This window comes from Thioclava marina, from assembly GCF_002020135.1.
GTDB classification, from domain to species: Bacteria; Pseudomonadota; Alphaproteobacteria; order Rhodobacterales; family Rhodobacteraceae; genus Thioclava; species Thioclava marina.
Genome location: NZ_MPZS01000002.1, coordinates 832509 through 851004, shown reverse-complemented (window position 1 = coordinate 851004; position 18496 = coordinate 832509). Strand labels below are relative to the sequence as shown.

At 64.8% G+C, this 18496-nt stretch carries 18 protein-coding genes; 5 read left to right on the top strand and 13 right to left on the bottom strand.

The window, feature by feature from the left end; translation table 11 throughout:
- Window positions 1–30: 30 nt before the first annotated feature.
- Entirely contained in the window at window positions 31–1485 is a 1455-nt protein-coding gene (locus BMG00_RS14240) for an NAD-dependent succinate-semialdehyde dehydrogenase (protein WP_078574778.1), read from the bottom strand.
- A 2-nt stretch (window positions 1486–1487) separates the two neighbouring features.
- The gene (locus BMG00_RS14235) at window positions 1488–2762 is read right to left on the bottom strand and encodes a 4-aminobutyrate--2-oxoglutarate transaminase (RefSeq protein ID WP_078574777.1); all 1275 of its coding nucleotides are present in this window, start codon (window positions 2760–2762) and stop codon (window positions 1488–1490) included.
- A 161-nt stretch (window positions 2763–2923) separates the two neighbouring features.
- On the opposite strand from BMG00_RS14235, the gene BMG00_RS14230 reads away from it, so the two are divergent.
- Entirely contained in the window at window positions 2924–3511 is a 588-nt protein-coding gene (locus tag BMG00_RS14230; RefSeq protein ID WP_078529076.1) for a cupin domain-containing protein, read from the top strand.
- Between the two features lie 6 nt (window positions 3512–3517).
- Here BMG00_RS14230 and BMG00_RS14225 read toward each other — a convergent pair whose 3' ends face one another.
- The 3 genes from BMG00_RS14225 to BMG00_RS14215 all read right to left on the bottom strand — a co-directional run bounded on the left by BMG00_RS14225 (window position 3518) and on the right by BMG00_RS14215 (window position 6997).
- A complete protein-coding gene (locus BMG00_RS14225) occupies window positions 3518–3895 on the bottom strand; it encodes a DUF1850 domain-containing protein (RefSeq protein ID WP_245795042.1) in 378 nt (125 codons plus the stop codon).
- Window positions 3892–5967, bottom strand: coding sequence for a TRAP transporter permease (locus BMG00_RS14220; protein WP_425444013.1), 2076 nt, complete (start codon window positions 5965–5967; stop codon window positions 3892–3894). The genes BMG00_RS14225 and BMG00_RS14220 overlap by 4 nt, the downstream gene beginning before the upstream one ends.
- Window positions 5968–6046: 79 nt before the next feature.
- Entirely contained in the window at window positions 6047–6997 is a 951-nt protein-coding gene (locus BMG00_RS14215) for a TAXI family TRAP transporter solute-binding subunit (protein WP_078529082.1), read from the bottom strand.
- A gap of 298 nt (window positions 6998–7295) precedes the next feature.
- Here BMG00_RS14215 and BMG00_RS14210 point away from each other — a divergent pair, with 298 nt between their 5' ends.
- Complete coding sequence (locus tag BMG00_RS14210) at window positions 7296–8384, top strand: AbrB family transcriptional regulator (RefSeq protein WP_078574774.1); 1089 nt, start codon at window positions 7296–7298, stop codon at window positions 8382–8384.
- 8 nt (window positions 8385–8392) lie between these two features.
- Here BMG00_RS14210 and BMG00_RS14205 read toward each other — a convergent pair whose 3' ends face one another.
- The 5 genes from BMG00_RS14205 to BMG00_RS14185 all read right to left on the bottom strand — a co-directional run bounded on the left by BMG00_RS14205 (window position 8393) and on the right by BMG00_RS14185 (window position 12481).
- Window positions 8393–9028, bottom strand: coding sequence for a hypothetical protein (locus BMG00_RS14205; RefSeq protein ID WP_245795041.1), 636 nt, complete (start codon window positions 9026–9028; stop codon window positions 8393–8395).
- Window positions 9029–9079: 51 nt separating this feature from the next.
- On the bottom strand, window positions 9080–9214 hold the full coding sequence (locus BMG00_RS14200; protein ID WP_078529086.1) for an aa3-type cytochrome c oxidase subunit IV: 135 nt from the start codon (window positions 9212–9214) through the stop codon (window positions 9080–9082).
- Window positions 9215–9276: 62 nt separating this feature from the next.
- Entirely contained in the window at window positions 9277–9759 is a 483-nt protein-coding gene (locus BMG00_RS14195) for a DUF6173 family protein (protein WP_078529088.1), read from the bottom strand.
- Complete coding sequence (locus BMG00_RS14190; protein ID WP_078529090.1) at window positions 9756–10793, bottom strand: MBL fold metallo-hydrolase; 1038 nt, start codon at window positions 10791–10793, stop codon at window positions 9756–9758. Before BMG00_RS14190 ends, BMG00_RS14195 begins: the two co-directional genes overlap by 4 nt.
- The gene (locus BMG00_RS14185; RefSeq protein WP_078574773.1) at window positions 10790–12481 is read right to left on the bottom strand and encodes an acyl-CoA dehydrogenase; all 1692 of its coding nucleotides are present in this window, start codon (window positions 12479–12481) and stop codon (window positions 10790–10792) included. The genes BMG00_RS14190 and BMG00_RS14185 overlap by 4 nt, the downstream gene beginning before the upstream one ends.
- A gap of 114 nt (window positions 12482–12595) precedes the next feature.
- On the opposite strand from BMG00_RS14185, the gene BMG00_RS14180 reads away from it, so the two are divergent.
- Entirely contained in the window at window positions 12596–13558 is a 963-nt protein-coding gene (locus tag BMG00_RS14180; RefSeq protein ID WP_078574772.1) for an L-threonylcarbamoyladenylate synthase, read from the top strand.
- Window positions 13559–13564: 6 nt separating this feature from the next.
- Here the strand turns inward: BMG00_RS14180 and BMG00_RS14175 are convergent, their stop codons facing one another.
- The 3 genes from BMG00_RS14175 to BMG00_RS14165 form a co-directional block, all read right to left on the bottom strand.
- A complete protein-coding gene (locus tag BMG00_RS14175) occupies window positions 13565–14671 on the bottom strand; it encodes an aldo/keto reductase (RefSeq protein ID WP_211274140.1) in 1107 nt (368 codons plus the stop codon).
- A gap of 133 nt (window positions 14672–14804) precedes the next feature.
- Window positions 14805–15734, bottom strand: coding sequence for an aldose epimerase family protein (locus tag BMG00_RS14170; protein ID WP_158521741.1), 930 nt, complete (start codon window positions 15732–15734; stop codon window positions 14805–14807).
- Between the two features lie 455 nt (window positions 15735–16189).
- Entirely contained in the window at window positions 16190–17086 is an 897-nt protein-coding gene (locus BMG00_RS14165; protein ID WP_078574770.1) for a hydrogen peroxide-inducible genes activator, read from the bottom strand.
- A 118-nt stretch (window positions 17087–17204) separates the two neighbouring features.
- Here BMG00_RS14165 and BMG00_RS14160 point away from each other — a divergent pair, with 118 nt between their 5' ends.
- Window positions 17205–17849 (top strand): peroxiredoxin, encoded by a 645-nt coding sequence (locus BMG00_RS14160; RefSeq protein WP_078529100.1) that lies wholly within the window; start codon window positions 17205–17207, stop codon window positions 17847–17849.
- Window positions 17850–17906: 57 nt separating this feature from the next.
- A complete protein-coding gene (locus BMG00_RS14155; RefSeq protein WP_078574769.1) occupies window positions 17907–18344 on the top strand; it encodes a Dps family protein in 438 nt (145 codons plus the stop codon).
- Window positions 18345–18496: the final 152 nt, after the last annotated feature.

Genomic DNA, 18496 nt, shown 5'->3' with positions numbered 1-18496 from the left:
CCCTCCCAAGCCTTCAAGCCAGCGGATCGATCACTCGATCCCGCCGAGGCACATGTATTTGATCTCGAGGAAATCGTCGGCGCCGTATTTCGAGCCTTCGCGGCCGAGCCCCGATTGCTTGATGCCGCCAAACGGGGCGACCTCGGTCGAGATGATGCCGGTGTTCACGCCGACGATGCCGGTTTCCATCGCCTCGGCCACGCGCCAGACGCGGGCGAGATCACGCGAGTAGAAATAGCCCGCCAGACCGAACTCGGTGTCATTCGCCATCGCGACCGCATCGGCCTCGTGCTCGAATTTCACCAGCGGCGCGAGCGGCCCGAAGGTTTCCTCGCGCGCGACCTTCATCGCTTGCGTGACGCCGGTGAGGATCGTCGGCTCGAAGAAGGTGCGGCCGAGGTTCGAACGGTGCCCGCCCGTCGCGATCTCGGCGCCTTTCGCGGTGGCATCCGCGATGTGATCCTCGACCTTTGCCAGCGCCGCGGCGTTGATCAGCGGGCCGGTGGTGACGCCCTCGTCGAACCCGTTGCCGAGTTTCAGCGTGCCGAGCTTCGCCGCGAGCTTCGCCGCGAACGCGTCATAGACGCCCGCCTGCACGTAGATCCGGTTCGCGCAAACGCAGGTCTGCCCGTTATTGCGGAACTTCGCGATCAGCGCACCTTCGACGGCGGCATCGAGATCGGCATCGTCAAAGACGATGAAGGGCGCGTTGCCGCCAAGCTCGAGGCTGATCTTCTTCACCGTCTCGGAGCCCTGCTTCATCAGCAGTTTGCCGACGCGGGTGGAGCCGGTGAAGGTGATCTTCGCGACCTTGGGGTTGGCGCAAAGCTCCTCGCCCATGGCCGCCGCATCGAGGCCCGGGATGATGTTCACCACGCCCGCCGGGATGCCCGCGCGTTCGGCCAGCACCGCCATCGCGAGCGCCGAGAGCGGCGTGAATTCCGACGGGCGCCCGACGAAAGTGCAGCCCACGGCCAGCGCCGGGGCGACCTTGCGCGCGATCATCGCGTTGGGGAAGTTCCACGGCGTGATCGAGCCCACGACACCCACCGGCTGTTTGAGCACGATGATGCGCTTGTCGCGCTGGTGGCCGGGGATCACGTCGCCGTAAACGCGCTTGGCCTCTTCGGCGAACCACTCGATGAAGGAGGCGCCATAGGCGATCTCGCCCTTGGCCTCGGCCAGCGGCTTGCCCATCTCGGCGGTCAGGATCGCGGCGAGGTCGTCCTGGTTCGCCATCATCAAGTCGAACCATTTGCGCAGGTAGCCCGCGCGCTCCTTGCCGGTCAGCGCGGCCCAGGCGGGTTTCGCCGCATAGGCCGCCTCGATCGCGGCGCGGGTCTCATCCACGCCCAGATCGGTGACCTTGGCCACCAGTTCCCCGGTGGCCGGATCGTTCACGTCGAAAGTCTTGCCGGTCTCGATCCACGCGCCATTCACATAGGCGCGTGTCTCCAGAAGGCTCGGGTCTTTCAGCTTCAACATTCTCAGGCCTCCTTCGCCGCAGCCATCGCCTCTTCGAGGATGTCGAGGGCCTTGGCCATCTGCTCGTCGGGGATGGTGATCGGCGCGAGGAAGCGGATCACGTTGCCATAGACGCCGCAGGTCAGGAGCAGCAGGCCGCGGTTGAGCGCCTCGACGCGGATGCGCTGGGTGAGGGCTGCATCAGGCTTGCCGTCCGACATCAGCTCGATCGCGACCATGAAGCCGGGTCCGCGGATCTCGGCGATCTCGGGCATGGTGGCGCGGATCGCTTCCAGGCGTTGCTTGAGGCGCGAGCCGAGCTCGTTGGCGCGCGAACACAGGTCCTCTTCCTCGATCACGTCGAGCACCGCGTTCCCGGCCGCGACGCCCAGCGGGTTGCCGCCATAGGTGCCGCCCAGACCGCCCGGGTTGGCCGCGTCCATGACCTCGGCCTTGCCGGTCACGGCCGCGATCGGCAGACCGCCGCCCAGACCTTTCGCCATCGTGGTGATGTCCGCCGCTACGCCATAGGCGTGCATTGCGAAGAGGGTGCCGGTGCGCGCGAAACCGGTCTGCACCTCGTCGGCGATCATCACGATGCCATGCTCGTCGCAGAAGGCGCGCAGGCGCTTGACGAAATCATGCGGGGCGGGGTTGAAGCCGCCTTCGCCCTGCACCGGCTCGAAGATCACCGCGGCGAGGCGCGAAGGGTCGAGATCGGTTTTGAACAGGCTCTCCATCGCGGCGAAGCTGTCATCGGTCGACACGTCATGCAGCGCGTTCGGGAAGGGGACGTGGTAGATGTCGGGCATCATCTGGCCGAAACCAGCCTTGTAGGGCGCGACCTTGCCGGTGAGCGTCATCGTCATGAAGGTCCGGCCGTGGAAGGCGCCGCCAAAGGCGATGACCGCGTTGCGGCCGGTATAGGCGCGCGCGATCTTGATCGCGTTCTCGACCGACTCGGCGCCGGTGGTCACGAAGATCGACTTCTTCGCGAAATCGCCCGGCGTCTTCTCATTGAGACGCTCGGCGAGGCGCACATAGGGCTCATAGGGGAGAACCTGATGGCAGGTGTGGGTGAAGGCGTCGAGCTGTGCTTTGACCGCCTCGATCACTTTCGGATGGCGGTGGCCGGTGTTCACCACCGCGATCCCGGCGGCGAAGTCGATCAGTTCGTTGCCATCGGCATCCGTGACCGTCGCGTTCTCGGCCGAGACCGCAAAATTCTGGGTTTGCACGCCGACCCCACGGGCCAGGGCCGCGGCGCGGCGGGTTTCGAGCTCGGTATTCGTGGTCATGGGGAGCCTCGCATGTTGGCGGAGAATCAGGATATGCGCCGCACGCTAGCGTTTAATATCTGACCTCGCAACGTTTAGTTTGTTAAACGGTGTTAAACAGGCTAGGGTCATTGTCAGCACATGCGCACGCCCGTAGAACAAGGGCGCGAGAGGATTGTGATTTGAGTGATTTCGATGTCGGCTCCCGATTGAAGACGATCCGCGAGGAGAGCGGCCTTTCGCAGCGCGAACTGGCGCAGCGGGCAGGCGTGACGAACGGTCTGGTGTCGCTGATCGAGCGCAACAAGACTTCGCCCTCGATCACCTCGCTGCGCAAGATCCTCGAGATTCTCGGCATGACGCTGGCAGAGTTCTTCGACAGCGGTGCGCCCCCGGAGCCGGGGAAATTCGTATTCCGCCACGGCGAGCTGACCGAAATCAACCCTGGTCGCATCTATCGGTCTGCGGGGGCGGAGGCGCTCAAGGCGCTCTCGCTCAAACGATGGGGGAAGCAGGGGCAGACGAACCTGCTGTTGCTTTACGAGACCTATGAGCCCGGGGCCGATACGGGCGAGGAAGCCTATAGCCACGAGGGCGAGGAGGGCGGGTTCGTCATAGAGGGCGAGATGCTGCTGACCGTGGGCGAGACGACAGAGCTGTTGCGAGCCGGCGACGCCTATCTCTTCGACAGCCGCTTACCGCATAGGTTTCGCAACGTGGCGCAAACGCGCTGCGTGATCGTCAGCGCCGCGACCCCACCCACCTTCTGAGAGACGTCAGTTGCCACTCGTGGGGCAGGGCGCGATGCGGATCGGCGCCTCGGGCGTCACGCCGAGCGTCTGACAATCCTTCATACAAAGTGTCCAGCCCGAGACGGTCGCGCCGGAGGCCGCGAGTTCCAACTCGGGCACTTCGGGGCCGTCGGCTTTCCAGACCCACCAGCCGTTCTCGAAATGACCGCCCGGGCCGGGCTCCATCCCCGCGCCCGATCCCTTCACCGCGGCCCCGACGAGCCGCAGCGTGCCGTGATCGGTGACCTGCCAATGCTCGCGCCAGCCCTCCTTCTCGACCGAATGGGTCCATTCGAGGGAGAACTGGCCGCTTGGGGCCAGCGCGATCATCACCGCGCCGACCATGAGGCAGCTCGCGCTCACGCCGCCGCCTTCTCGCGCCGCAGCCAGAGCGTCACGGCGAAGAGCGCGACCAGCGCGAAGCCGATTTCATCGGTAAGCGGCAGCGCCGCGATCAGGGTGAAGCCCGCGATCATGCCGAGCGCACGTTCCCAAAGCGCCAGCGGGCGCCCGAGCCAGCCGATCACCGCCACACCCCAGAGCGAGAGTGCGAGCAGCGCCTTGATCACGACATAGGCCACCGCTGGCCAGTAGCCGATCGAACCCGCGAGCGGCCCGCCATCCTGCAACATCAGCGCAGGCGTATAGACGGCCATGAACGGCACCACGAACCCGGCCGCGGCGACCTTGATTGCCTCGAAGCTGATTTTCAGGCCGCTCTCCCTGGCAATCGGGGCGGCGGCGAAACAGGCAAGCGCGACGGGTGGTGTCAGATCCGCAAGGATGCCGAAGTAGAAGACGAACATGTGGCTCACGATCAGCGGCACGCCGAGATCGAGAAGCGCAGGCCCCGCGATCGAGGAGGTGATGATGTAGTTCGGGATCGTCGGGATCCCCATCCCCAGCACGATACAGGTGATCATCGTCAGGATCAGAGACAGGAACAGGCTCGACTTGCCGACGCCCACGATGAACTGGCCGAAGGTCGTGGCGGCACCCGTCAGGGTCATCACGCCGATGATCACGCCGACCAGCGCGCAGGCGATCCCCACGGGCAGTGCGGTGCGCGCGCCATCGGCAAGGCTGTCACGGCAGATCGCCAGCGTTTCGCGGCCGCCCTTGGAGAAGGCATTGATCGCGACCAGCACGGCCAGCGCGGCGAGCACGGCCCAGATCCCGACCTCGAAGAACGCCGCGGCGACCAGAGCGAGAATGATCCAGAAGATCGACCGGATCACGGTGTTGGGCAGCCCCAGCGCGACCGAACCACCGAGGATCAGCAGGCCCGTCAGCGACAGGCCGACCGTTCCGGCGAAAAGTGGCGTGTAGCCCGAGAACAGAAGGAACACGAGTACCGCGAGCGGCAGCAGCAGATACCAGCTCTCCTTGAGCGCCTTGCGCGGCGAGGGCAGCTCGGATTTGGCAAGGCCGCGCAGGTTGCGCTTGCCCGCTTCGAGATGGACCATCCAGAAGGCGCCCGCGAAATAGAGGATCGCCGGGATCAGCGCGGCTTTCACCACCTCGACGTAATCGACGCCCAGCGTCTCGGCCATGATGAAGGCGACGGCCCCCATGACCGGCGGCATGATCTGTCCGCCCATCGAGGCGGTAGCCTCGACCCCGCCCGCGAAGGCCGGACGGTAGCCGAAGCTCTTCATCAGCGGGATGGTGAATTGTCCGGTGGTGACGACATTCGCCACGCCCGAGCCCGAGATCGTCCCCATCAGCCCCGAGGAGAGGACCGAGACCTTCGCCGCCCCGCCCATCTTGTGGCCGACCATGCCAAGCGAGACATCGGTGAACAGCTTGATCATCCCGGCCTTCTCGAGGAAGGCGCCGAACAGGATGAAGAGAAAGATATAGGTTGCCGACACATAGGTCGGGATGCCGTAGATCCCTTCCGTGCCATAGCTCATCTGCTCGATTACCTGCTCGAAGGCATAGCCGCGATGGTTGAGCGGAGAGGGCAGGTATTGGCCGAACATTGCGTAGAGGAAGAACGTCCCCGCGATGATCGGCAGAGCCGGGCCCATCAGCATCCATGCGGCGGTGAAGACGGTGATCAGCAGCAGCACGCCCATGACCAGATCGAGCGTGTTCGGATCGCCCGCGCGCAGCAGAAGCGGCGTGTATTCGATCCATTGATAGGCCGCGACGGCGACGCCGCCCGCAGCGAGAAGGTAGGCGAACGTGCGCCCGAGCGGGCCGAAGCCCTTCGCTATGGAGAGAAGCGGAAAACCGAGGGCCAGCAGGAAGCCCACATGGACCGCGCGGGCGATCTGGCTCGAGGGGCTGATCACATGGGCGGCGAAGGCGATCTGCCAGACCGAGAACGCCACGGCGAGCCAGAACAGAACGCGCCCCTCGCGGCTATGGGGGAAACCATCGGCCAGCGGGTCGTGCATGACGGCATCGACCTCTGCCTCCTTGCTCATGTCGGTCATTTTCTTCTCCCTCAAATATCAAGGGGCGACCCGTCGTTGCGCGTCGCCCCGGTCCCGTCTTTACGCGGGCTTATTGCAGAACGCCCATTTCCTTGTAGTAGCGCTCCGCGCCCGGATGCAGCGGGATCGGCAGACCCTTCACCGCATCCTCAAGCGAGATGCCACCGGCCGCCGAATGGGCCGCCTTGAGGGTGTCGAGATGTTCGAAGATCAACTTCGTCATCTGGTAGGCTTCTTCGTCAGAGACGCCCTCGCGGGTGACGAGGATATTGGTGATCGCCACCGTGGGCACATCGGCATCCTGGTTCGGATAGGTGCCCGCGGGGATCACGCCAGCCTTGTAGGGCGCGCCCAGTTTCTCGGCGATATCGGCGGGGATCGCGACGAAGGTCACGGCCTGCGTGGTCGAAAGATCCTTCAGCGCAGCATTGCCCAGACCCGAGGACTGGAAGGTCGCGTCGAGCTGGCGGTTCTTCATCAACTCGACCGATTCCGAGAACGGCAGGTATTCGACCTTGCCCATATCGTCATAGCTCATGCCCGCGGCGGCAAAGATCTTGCGGGCGTTGAGTTCCGTGCCCGACTTCGCCGCGCCGACCGACAGGCTCTTGCCCTTCAGATCGGTGATCGTGGTGGCTTCGGCATCCTTCAGCGCCGCGATCTGGATGAAGTTCGGATAGATCGCCGCGATCGCGCGCAGCTTGCCCAGCGGTGCCTTGAAGCCCGCTTCGGGGTTGCCTTCCCATGCGTCCTTCACCGAATCCCCCAGCGCGAAGGCCAGCTCACCCCGGCCCTGCTGGAGCAGGTTGAGGTTCTCGACCGACGCCTTGGTCGACTGCACCTGAACGCGCGCGCCTTCCATGTTCTGACCGTAGACTTCCGAAATCGCGACGCCGAGCGGATAGTAGACGCCCGAGGTGCCCCCGGTCAGGATGTTGATGAAGTTCTCTGCGTGAGCGACAGGTGCGCTGAAAGCGATGGCCCCGGCGACCAGCGCGCCGAGCTTGATGTTGTGAAACATCCGTTCCTCCCATGTAACTTGCCCGCTCGTGGCGGCGGGACTGTGCTCAAGGTGGCCATTTTACCGGATAGTTCAATTCAATTCACGGCCCCGAGACAAGAAAACCTGCATTCTCGTCGGGGTTCTCGGGCGCGGATGGCGCAGGAAGAGGCGTCAATTGCGAATGGGGGCGGTTGTGCGGTTGCAAAGGCTTGTGGACGGGCGGGCGCTTGCACACCCATCTGCGCGGTGCGGATGCTTGACGGCGCGGGCGCGATCTGCTCGTGACGATGCAGAAGTTCCGCCTGCGCGAGCCAGCATGCCCGATCCCAGACCCTTCGCCTTTGATCCCGCGCGCTGGCCGCAAACGCTGCGCTGGGCGGTGTTGCTTGCAGGATCGGTGTTTCTCGCCGCGCTTCTGGGTGCGGTCCATCTTTCCGCCGCCTTTCTGCTTGGTCCGATGGCGGTGGCGATCGCGCTCGCCTCGAGCGGCGGTTCCGTGAAGCTTCCGCGGGCCGCATTCGTGGCGGCGCAAGGGGTGGTCGGCGTGATGATCGCCTCGAAGCTGCCCGCCTCCATCCTGCCCGAGATTGTCCGTGACTGGCCGATCTTCCTGGTCGGAACACTCTCGACCGTGCTCGGCGCTTCGGCGCTGGGCTGGGCCATGGCGCGCTCGGGCAGTCTGCCGGGGACGACCGCGATCTGGGGTTCGTCGCCGGGAGCCGCGACCGTGATGACGCTGATGTCGGACGATTTCGGCGCCGATATGCGGCTGGTGGCGGTGATGCAATATACCCGCGTCGCCTGCTGCGCGATTGCCGCAACCGCCGTGGTGCGGCTCTTCGGCGTGGCACAGCCCGGAAGCGTTGCCGCAATGAGCGCCCAACCCGATGCAGGCGCGATGATCGAGGTCGCCAAGAGCCTCGCGCTGGGAATCGGCATGGCCTTTCTCGGGCTGAAACTGAAGATCCCCGGCGGCGGGCTCCTGCTCCCGCTGGCGGGCGGATTGATCTTCGGCGCGCTGGGCTTCGTCGAGATCACGCTTCCGCAGACGGTGCTCGCGCTCAGCTATGCGATTGTCGGCTGGGGGATCGGGATGCGCTTTTCCCGCGAGGTGCTGCGGCATACGGCGCGGCTGTTGCCGCTTATCGTCGGGTCGATCCTTGCGCTGATCGCGCTCTGCGCGGGCTTCGCGATGGCGCTGGTTCATTTCGCCGGGATCGAACCCGTCACCGCCTATCTCGCCACCAGTCCCGGAGGCGCGGATTCGGTGGCGATCATCGCGGCGGGCACGCAGGTCGATGTACCCTTCGTCATGGCGATGCAGATCGCGCGGTTCCTGCTGGTGTTGATTGCCGGGCCCGCCCTTGCGCGTGCGCTGTCGCGCAGGCAATTGCGGGCCCGCTGAGGCTCAGATCACTGGTTGAACGCCGTCTCGCCGTGGCGATAGGGCTCTTGCTGGATCAAAAGCACGCCCGAATTGTCGTCCGGGTCGTTGTCGTAGTGATCCTTCGTCACCGCGCCGGGCAGTTCTCCGAAGGCTTTCGACAGCTTGATCGGCGAGAAGGTGAAGGGGATCTTGTCGTGCAGCCACGGCATGTCGCGCAGCGCACTCGAGACCGAATCCGCGCACATCATCTTGTTGACCGAGCCGTTGCGCTCGACCCGCGCCATCAGCTGATCGGCCTCGGCCATGGTCAGAGGGATCGTCTGGGCGCGCACATACCAGCTCTCGCGGGCGTGGTAGTCGATATAGAATTTCCGCATCTTCTCGGTGATGCCGAAATGCACGTCGTTGCGCTCGGGCGCCCAGGGGTGATTCCACGTGCCGGCCGGATCGAAGATGATCCGTTCGCGCCCGTTGATCATGAGCGCCGAATGGCCACCCGCACCCGTATTGGTGCTGATCACCGTGTAAAGCGTCAGCGAGGGCGGCTCTTCGGAAACGTAGCGAAACTTGGCTACCTCGGCATCCGAGGCATAAATGTCGTCTGCACCACAGCCGGCCAGCAGAAGCGGCAGCATCAGGCAGACGAGAAGCAGGCGCATCATCTGCCCGATCTCCCGTTCTGAGCGTGTCTCTTTCCAGCTGCGCCGGTTGCGTCAGCCGTTCACAAGAGCGAGAAACACCAGAAAGCAGAGGATCACAATAACCGCAACTGTGACGAAGCGCACAAATCCTGCGAATGTTCTTTCCTGGACACGGATATCCATATTGCCCGGCTTGTAGTCGGCCATCGCGCGTACTCCCTGTTGCGCCATTCTCCCTGACGAAAACCTAGCCGAGCCTTGCGCGCCTGTCACCTGTCCTGTTTGCCTGAAGGCCCTTCTTCTTCCAAAGCACGTGCGAGACGGAAGCCGATCCTGCGCGGAGCCTCGTCCTCGGGCAGCTTCGGCTGGGCAATCAGCATCACGTTGAGCTGGTTCACGTGCTGGATGAGCTGCGTGCGCGCGCCATATTCGTCGGTGCCGTAGAAGGTAAGGATGTCGGGATCGAAAAAGCCGATCCCCTCGATCTGGAGCACCCCGGCCTCGCCGCCGGTCAGGCCGAGCACGACTTCCTCGTCTTCCTTGAGCTGCTCCTCGAAATTCTGAATATAGAGCAACACGCGCTCATAGGCCCATTGCGCAGGGCTCTTGTCTTCGGGCGGCTCGCGGGTGAGCTCGGGCGGGAGGGGTTTGACCTCGGCCGTCTCGGGTGCATCTGCCGCCGTATGCACCACTTTCGCACGCGGCAGGGCGGCTTCTTCCTGCGCTTCGGCGGTGGTGCGTATCTCGGTCATCTCAGGCTCCAGATCCATGCGCCGTCCTCACGCAGAGTGCGGCTGATCTCTCCTTTGTGCCAAAGATGATTGAGATGCGCCATCGCCTCGACCATCGCGAGGCCATAAGTCCCCTCGTCGATCTGGCGCTTGAAAAGCGGCGGGAAGCAGTCGCAAGCGGTGCGCGGTGCCGCGAGATGCTTGCGCAGGCGTTTGAGCGCGCCCTCGTGGTTCTCGATCATCTGGCGCAGTCGCAAGGGCAGCCCTGTGAAGGGCAATTTGTGGCCCGGCAGGACGAGGTGGCGATCCTCCGCGAGCTCGGCGAAGCGCGCGCAGGAAGTCAGCCAGTCGCTCAGCGGATCGGCCTCGGGTTCGGTCGCATAGACACCCAGATTGGCCGAGATCGAGGGCAGGAGCTGATCGCCACCCAGAACGAGATCGTCATCGAGACTCCACAGCGTCGCGTGTTCCGGCGCGTGCCCGTCGCCCATGCGCACGACCCAGCGCCGCCCGCCCAGCGTGATCTCGTCGCCCTCGCTGATCCGGGTGAAGCCGAGCGGCAGCGGGTGCACGCAATCGGCGAAGTTGAAAGGGCGCTCATTGGCGCGCTTCTCCAGCAGTGCAGGGTCCATCCCCGCCGCGCGATAATAGGCGAGCGTTTCCGCCACGGGCTGATCCTGCGGGTCGAGTTGCAGCATCCGCGCGAACAGCCAAGAGGTGCGGGTCGTGATCAACTCCGCACCCTGGGACTGAAGCCAGCCCGCAAGCCCGATATGGTCGGGATGGTAATGCGTCACCAGAACGCGGGTGACGGGCTTGCCCGCAAGCGGCCCGTCCATCGCGCTTTGCAGCGCCGCGCGGCATTTGCGCGTGTCGATGCCGGGATCGACCAGCGTCCAGCCATCGCCCTCCTCAAGCGCGAAGCAATTGACGTGATCGAGCGCCATCGGCAGCGGCAGGCGCAGCCAGAGTACGCCCGGTGCCACCTCGATCGCCTCGCCGGTCCCGGGCGGGTCCGCCCAGGGGTAGCGAATGCCGGCGCTCTCGCCCCTCATGCCTCGAGGTCTTCGACCGACAGCGCGTAGAGCCCCTCGGCCCCTTCCTTCGCCTCGGCAAGCGAGGCCGCGTAGATCGGCATCAGGCGGCGGATGTAAACGGCCGCGAGATGGCCGCGCGCGGAATTGCGGCCCTCGGCCATCGCCGCGCGGAGGTGGTAATAGCCCCCCAGCACACGCGCGAAGGCGTCGAGATAGGGCACGGCGCCCGCGAAGCGGTCCTGCATGCCTTGCCCGATCAACCATTCGGTATGCTCGCGCAGCGCCTCGGCCGCCTGCCAGACATCCTCGGCCAGAACGGGGAAGGCCTCGCGCGCGCCGCGCGCCTCGTCCTCGATCTCTTGCAGGAGGCGGAAGGCCGCCGCGCCGTCATCCATCATCTTGCGGCCCACGAGATCCATCGCCTGGATGCCGTTCGTGCCTTCGTAGATCGCGGTGATGCGCACATCGCGGGCGAACTGGGCCGCGCCCGTTTCCTCGATATAGCCCATGCCGCCGTGGATCTGGACGCCGGTGTTAGTCACCCGGATGCCCATATCGGTGCCATAGGCCTTCGCGATCGGGGTCAGGAGGGCGGCGCGCGCCTGCCAGCTCTCCTTGCCGGTTGCCCGACCCATGTCGATCGCCACGCCGCAGGCCAGCGCGATCGAGCGCGCCGCGAAGATCTCGGCCTTCATCTCGGTCAGCATCCGGCGCACGTCGGCATGTTCGACGATCGGGGTGAACTGCACGCGGTCCTTGGCGTATTCGAGCGCTTTCTGATAAGCGGCCTCGGCCACGCCGATCCCCTGTGCGCCCACGTTCAGCCGCGCATTGTTCATCATCGTGAACATCGCTGCCATGCCCTTGTGCTCGCCGCCGACCATCCAGCCGGTCGCGCCCTCATAGCTCATCACGCAGGTGGGCGAGCCGTGGATGCCCAGCTTGTGCTCGAGCGAGACCACCTTGAGCGAGTTCGCGACGCCCGGATTGCCGTTCTCGTCGGGAAGGAACTTCGGCACCATGAAGAGGCTGATCCCCTTCGTGCCCGGTGCCGCATCGGGCAGGCGCGCGAGCACCAGATGGCAGACATTGCTCACCACATCGGAATCGCCCCAGGTGATGAAAATTTTCTGCCCGGTGATCGCATAGGTGCCGTCGCCATTGGGTTCGGCTTTGGTGCGCAGCGCGCCCACATCCGAGCCCGCCTGCGGCTCGGTCAGGTTCATCGTGCCCGACCATTCGCCCGAGATCAGCTTGGGCAGGTAGAGCGCCTTGATCTCGTCGGAGGCGTGATGCTCGAGCGCCTCGATCTGGCCCTGCGACAGCAGCGGGTTGAGCTGGAGCGACAGGTTCGCCCCCGAGAGCATGTCGTTGAAGCCCACGTTGATCGCCTGCGGCAGGCCCATCCCGCCATATTCGGGATCGGCCGCGATGCCGACCCAGCCGCCCTCGGCCAGCGCCTGAAGGGCTTCCTTGAAGCCGGGCGCCGAGCGCACGACACCATTCTCGAGCTTCGTCGGCGTCAGGTCGCCGTCACGGTTCGTGGGCGCGATCACCTCGTCGCAGAGCTTGCCGCCCTCGGTCAGGATCGCCTCGACCATGTCGGGGGTCGCCTCGGCGAACATTTCGGTCTCGGCCACGGGGGCGAGCGGGACGACATGATCGAGAATGAAACGGATGTCGTTAACGGGGGAACGGTAGCTCATGGGTCTCCTCCGGGCGGCTTGGCAATTGCAGCCGACGCGTCTATGTCCTGTCAGGTTGATTTTACCCTACCGCAAGGGCAGCCCCCTTCAACTCCAACGCTGCGTCACGACTGTATGAGCACCGAAACCCTTCTCCTTGCCCCCGATACGACGGGCTTCGCCAGGGCCGCGGAGCTGCTGCGCGCAGGCGCGCTTGTCGCAATGCCGACAGAGACGGTTTACGGGCTTGCAGGCGATGCGCGCAACGATCGCGCCGTTGCCGAGATCTTTGCCGCGAAGGGTCGGCCGCGCTTCAATCCGTTGATCGTGCATCTCCCCTCGCTTGAGGCGGTCGAGGAGATCGCGGTCGTCTCGGACGCCGCGCGCGCGATCGCGGAGCGGTTCTGGCCGGGGCCGTTGACCCTGGTGCTGCCGTTGCGCGCGGATTCGGGCCTCTCGGAGCTGGTGACGGCCGGTCATGACACGGTGGCGATCCGTCTGCCCGCGCATCCGGTCGCGCGCGCGCTCCTGAAGGCGTTCGGCGGGCCGATTGCGGCGCCCTCGGCGAACCCGTCCGGCAAGATCAGCCCGACCACGGCGCAGCATGTGCTCGACGGGTTGTCGGGCAAGATCGCGGCGGTGCTCGATGGCGGGCCCTGCGAGGTAGGCGTCGAATCGACGATCCTCTCGCTCGATCCGCCCGCGCTGCTGCGGCCCGGCGGAATTGCGGCGGAGGAGCTGGAAGCGGTGCTGGGCGCGCCCTTGCCGATCGGCGGCGATGCGTCGAAGCCCAACGCGCCGGGGCAGCTGAAATCCCATTACGCGCCCGGGGCGGCGGTGCGATTGGAGGCAGTGCAGCCACGCCCGGACGAGATCTGGATCGGCTTTGGCGCGGATTGCGCGGGGGCCGACCTGAATCTCTCGCCCGCCGGCGACGTGACCGAGGCGGCGTCCAACCTCTTCGCGATGCTGCGCGAGGGCGATGCGATGGCGCGCAGGCGCGGGGCGGCCACGCTGGCCTTCGCGCCGATCCCCGAAACCGGGTTGGGGCGCGCCATCAACGATCGGCTGCGGCGTGCCGCGGCCCCGCGCGACTGAGCGGGTTCAAGCGTCGCGCAACGGCGTGACTCTTCCGCGGAACGGATAGGCCGGGTCGGCATAATTCCCCACCACCGCCCCCACAGGCACGATGCCCTCGATGAAAGTTTCGTCCTCGGCGGTGTAGTCGGTGCCGGGCCCGCTGAGATAGGCTTCAAGCTGCTCGGGCGACTTCGGCCCGATCAGCACGCTCGACACGATCCGGTTTTCCAGAACCCAGCGGACCGCGAGATCGGCGGTGCGGCGGCCGCTCGCGCGGGCATGGGCATCGACGCGCTCGGCGGCGGCGAGAAGGTCGGGGCGGAACTCTGTCTCGGTGATGCGCCGATCCCCGCGGGCCGCGCGCGAGCCTTCGGGAATGCCGCCGACATATTTGCCGGTCAGCACCCCACGCGCGAGCGGCGAATAGGGTACGACGCCGATGCCGAAATGCGCACAGGCGGGCAGGTAGTCGATCTCGGCCAGACGATAGAGCGCGTGATAATAGGGCTGCGCCGCGAGCGGACGCGCCACGCCCAACCGGTCGGCGATGCGGATCATCTCGGCGATTTTCCACGCGCGGAAATTGGAAAAGCCCCAGTGAAGGATCTTGCCGTCTTCGAGCGCCAGCCCCAGCGCCTCGATCACCTCTTCGAGCGGTGTCGTCTCGTCGTCGCGATGCAGATAGTAGAGGTCGATCGTCTCGGTGCCGAGCCGGTCGAGGCTGCGCTTGAGCCCCTCGGCGATCCAGCGCCCCGACAGCCCGCCGCTATCGGGCTGCCCGGCCAGCTTGTTGCCCACCTTGGTCGCAAGGAACCAATCGTCGCGTCGGGCTGCGATGGCACGCCCGACGATTTCTTCACTGCGCCCGTCGGCATACACATCGGCGGTGTCGATGAAACGGCCGCCGGCCTCGGCGAAGCGCGCGATCATGTCTTCGGCCATCGCGGGCTCGGTTTGCGCGCCGAACATCATCGTCCCGAGGCACAACTCGGAGACCTCGGGGCCAATGCCCAGAGAACGACGGTTGAGAGTGATCTGCGGCATGGGCTCCTCCGGGATTGATCTGTCGGCCATGTGGTTGGCCTTGCGCGCCATGTAGAGCGCAAGTGCCAGCAGGGCCAGCAAGCGCATCCAGATGGCCGTGTCATTCGCGCTCCGTGGCCAGAGCCGACGTCCCAGCCCGGGAGACGGCTGGACGAGCCTCTGCTCATCCGCCCCATGTAGGTTGTTTTTCCTTTTTCAGGAAAATTCAGAAAATAGGCGATTACTTTTCGCGCGTCGAAAACGCGAACCTCATCCGGTTCAAATAGGCCTCCCCGGGGCGAAGGATCGCATTCGGGAAATCCGGATGGTTCGGCGCGTCAGGCCAGGATTGCGGCTCGAGGCAAACACCGGACGGCATGCCGGATTGCGCATCGGTGTAGAGCTGCAAGCCGGGTTGATCGCTCGACACCCTCATCTCGCGCCCGGTTTCCGGAGCGTATAGCACCGCGACTTCGCGCAGGCTCTCGCTCGGCTCAAGGCAGAAGCAATGATCGTAACCGGTCCCCTCGCCGTGCAGCAAAGGGCGCTCTTCGCGAAAATCGAACTCTGTTCCCGAGACTGTTTGCGGTGTGCTTTCGGGAAGACGTGCGTCGTCGACCGGCAAATAATGCTGCGCAGAAATTTGCAGCAGGTGATCGCCGATCTGCCCTCCGTCCGCGAGGTTGTAGAACCCATGCGAAGTGATCGAGACCGGGCAGGCGCGCGTCACCGTCGCACGATAGGTGATGCTCAGTGTCGCCGGCGGGGTTAGCGCGAAATCGGCCTCGATGCTCAATTCACCCGGAAAGCCCTGATCGCCGTCGGGGCTTTCAAGCCGAAGCGTGAGCGCGCTCATCCAATGCGCGACAACTTCCCACTTGCGGCGGTCGAATCCGTCTGCGCCGCCATGCAGACAGTTGGGGGACTCGTTTGCACTCAACTCGTAGCGCTCACCGTCGAGCGTGAAACGCGCTTCGGTTATGCGATTGGCGAAGCGTCCGATCGTTGCACCACGAAAGCTGCGCTGTCGCTGATATGCGGCGGGATTGGGCAGGCCGACGAGCACATTTTTCAGCGTGCCCGCTCTATCGGGCACTTTGAGGCTGTGCAGTGTCGCGCCATAAGGAAGGATCTCCGCGCGAACACCGGTGGGCAGGCCGATGCACAGCATCGTCGCGTCATCGATGATCATTCCCGTTCCCCCGAAAGTCACAAGGACGTGATTGGTGCGGGGCCAGCATGACATGAGCGCGAAGCTACGCGCAGCTTTTTCGGCTCGCGCGGCACATTTTGCTGAAGGATTTTTTGAGGTTGTCGACAGACGATGGCCGCGAGGCTTTTAGACAAGTCTTTGGTTTTATGTTTGAAAATCCCGACATGGCATCCGGCTCGAAACGAGCTTTTCTGGTTCGACCTGATTGCGGGGCGCTTGCCGAGTCGAGAGAGAACCGGGGCGAGCGAGGGGAGAATCGGACGGATTTCCTCTGCCGCGGGCTGGATCGATTCGGCCCCCCCTTCTTCTGAACGATGCCGGTTTGCGGCGTTTCTCGATCGCGACCGGTGGGCGGAAATCCGTCCCTTCGCTGGAGGTTTCCGGGCCGGTTTCAACCCCGTGTCATTCTCTGATCACATCCCCGCGCGGGTACGGCGCAGCAGATCGCCCAGCTCGCGAAAGAGAGCCGCCTTGGCCGAGGTGCCGCGCCATCCGAGCACGACCCGGCGCGGGCAGGCATCGGGCAGGGGCGCAATGGCGATCTCCTGCCCGCCGATGACTCCTGCATCGAGCGCGAGATTGGGCAGCAGCGTGATGCCCAGCCCCTCGCTCACCATCGAGATCAGCGTGGCAAGCGAGGTCGCGGAGAAACTGTCATCCTGCTCGATGTCGCGATCGGGGAAGGCCGAGAGCGCGTGGCGTTGCAGACAGTGCCCCTTCTCGAGCAGCATCAGCCGCGCACCGTCAAGCTGATCGCCGCTGACGGGTGAGGGGCCGAAGCTGCCGGGTGGCGCGGCGAGGTGATAGCCGTCGTCGAACAGCTCCATCACCTCGATGCCGGGGATGTCGAAGGGTTTTGCAAAGAGGATCAGATCGAGTCGTCCGGTTTGCAGCCCGTCAAGCAGGCTCTCGGTCATCTCTTCGCGTAGAAGGAGCCGCAGATCGGGGAAGCGTTGGCGGATCTCGGGGAGCGCCCGCGGGATGAGATAAGGCCCGATCGTCGGGATCGCGCCGAGCCGCAGATCGCCGCCTTCGGGCGCGCGTTGTGTTGCCGCCAGATCCTCGATCTCGCGCGCGGCGAGCAGCACAGCGCGCGCCCGTTCGGCAATCTCGGCCCCGATCGGCGTCAGGAGGACTGACCGCTTGGTGCGCTCGGCCAGCTGCACGCCCAGCCGGTCTTCAAGCTCCTTCAGCCCGGCCGACAAGGTGGGCTGGGTCACGAAGCAGCTCTCGGCGGCACGGGAGAAATTCAGCTCGTCGGCGATGGCCGTCAGAAAGCGCAGCTGGCGCAGAGTGAGGAGCGGAAGCATTATCGAAAACCTCTATAACAGAGATCATTATAATCAATTTCAGCTATCACTGGCCATACTCTAAATCTCTCTCATCGAAACAGCGAACACGAAACGCGCAAGACAGATGGAGACGAACATGACCGAAGTGACCCAACCCAAAATGCCGCAGCTGAATGCCCCCGCACCGGCTTTCGACGCGCCCACGACCCACGGCCAGAAGACCCTCGAGGACTACAAGGGCAAGTGGCTGATCCTGTTCTCGCACCCGGCCGACTTCACACCGGTCTGCACCACCGAATTCATCGCCTTCGCGAAGAAGCAGGACGAATTCGAAGCGCGCAATACCGAGCTGCTGGGTCTCTCGATCGACAGCCACTACTCGCACATCGCCTGGATGCTCAACATCAAGGAGAAGTTCGGGACCGAGATCAAATTCCCGATCATCGCCGACCTCTCGATGACCGTGGCGCAGGCTTACGGCATGATCCAGCCGGGCGCGTCGGACACCTCGGCGGTGCGCGCAACCTTCATCATCGACCCCAACGGCGTGCTGCGCGCCATGGTCTACTACCCGATGGTCGCGGGCCGTTCGATCGACGAGATCTACCGTCTCCTGGTCGCGCTCCAGACTGCCGAAGAGCACAAATGCGCGATGCCGGAGAACTGGAAGCCGGGTGACGAAGTGATCGTCCCGACGCCGGCCACGCCGGAAGCCGCGCAAGCCCGCGCCGGTGAGGGCTACAACACGGTCGACTGGTACTTTTCGACCCGTCAGATCTGATCCGAACACCCCGGCGGTACGCCGCCGGGGTCTAGTCCGCCCAAGGAGGAGCTCGCCATGAGCCAGCAAGCCAATATCGACAGCATGACCAATATTCTGGGCCAGACCTTCGGCCTTTACGTCCAGACCCACGGCTATCACTGGAATGTCGAGGGGCCGCAATTCCGCCAGTTCCACGCGCTCTTTGAAGAGCAATATCAAAACCTCTGGGAAGCGCTCGACGAGATTGCCGAGCGGATCCGCTGCCTCGGGGCCTATGCGCCGGGCACGCTCTCGGAGCTGACGACGCTGGCCGGGGATGCCCCCGCGCGTGCCCAATCGGCCGAGGCGATGGTCGATGCGCTGATCTCGGCGCATGGCGCGCTGGCCGCGAAGTTGCGCGACGCGATCACCACCGCGCAGGAGGCGGGCGACGAGGTCTCGGCGGGCGTACTCACCGATCGGCTGGAATGGCACGAGAAGGAAATCTGGATGATGAAGGCCTCGCGCGCTTGACGCGCGACCTCTCCGGCTCCAGCGTCGAGACGAACGGCCGCCAAGGGTATGGCGGTCGTTTTCGTCGCGTGACTGTCATCGAAACGTTGCGCGAAATTCGCTCGAAAATGCGCGAAAATTTTCTATATTAGAGAAAGCGAACATTGACGAAC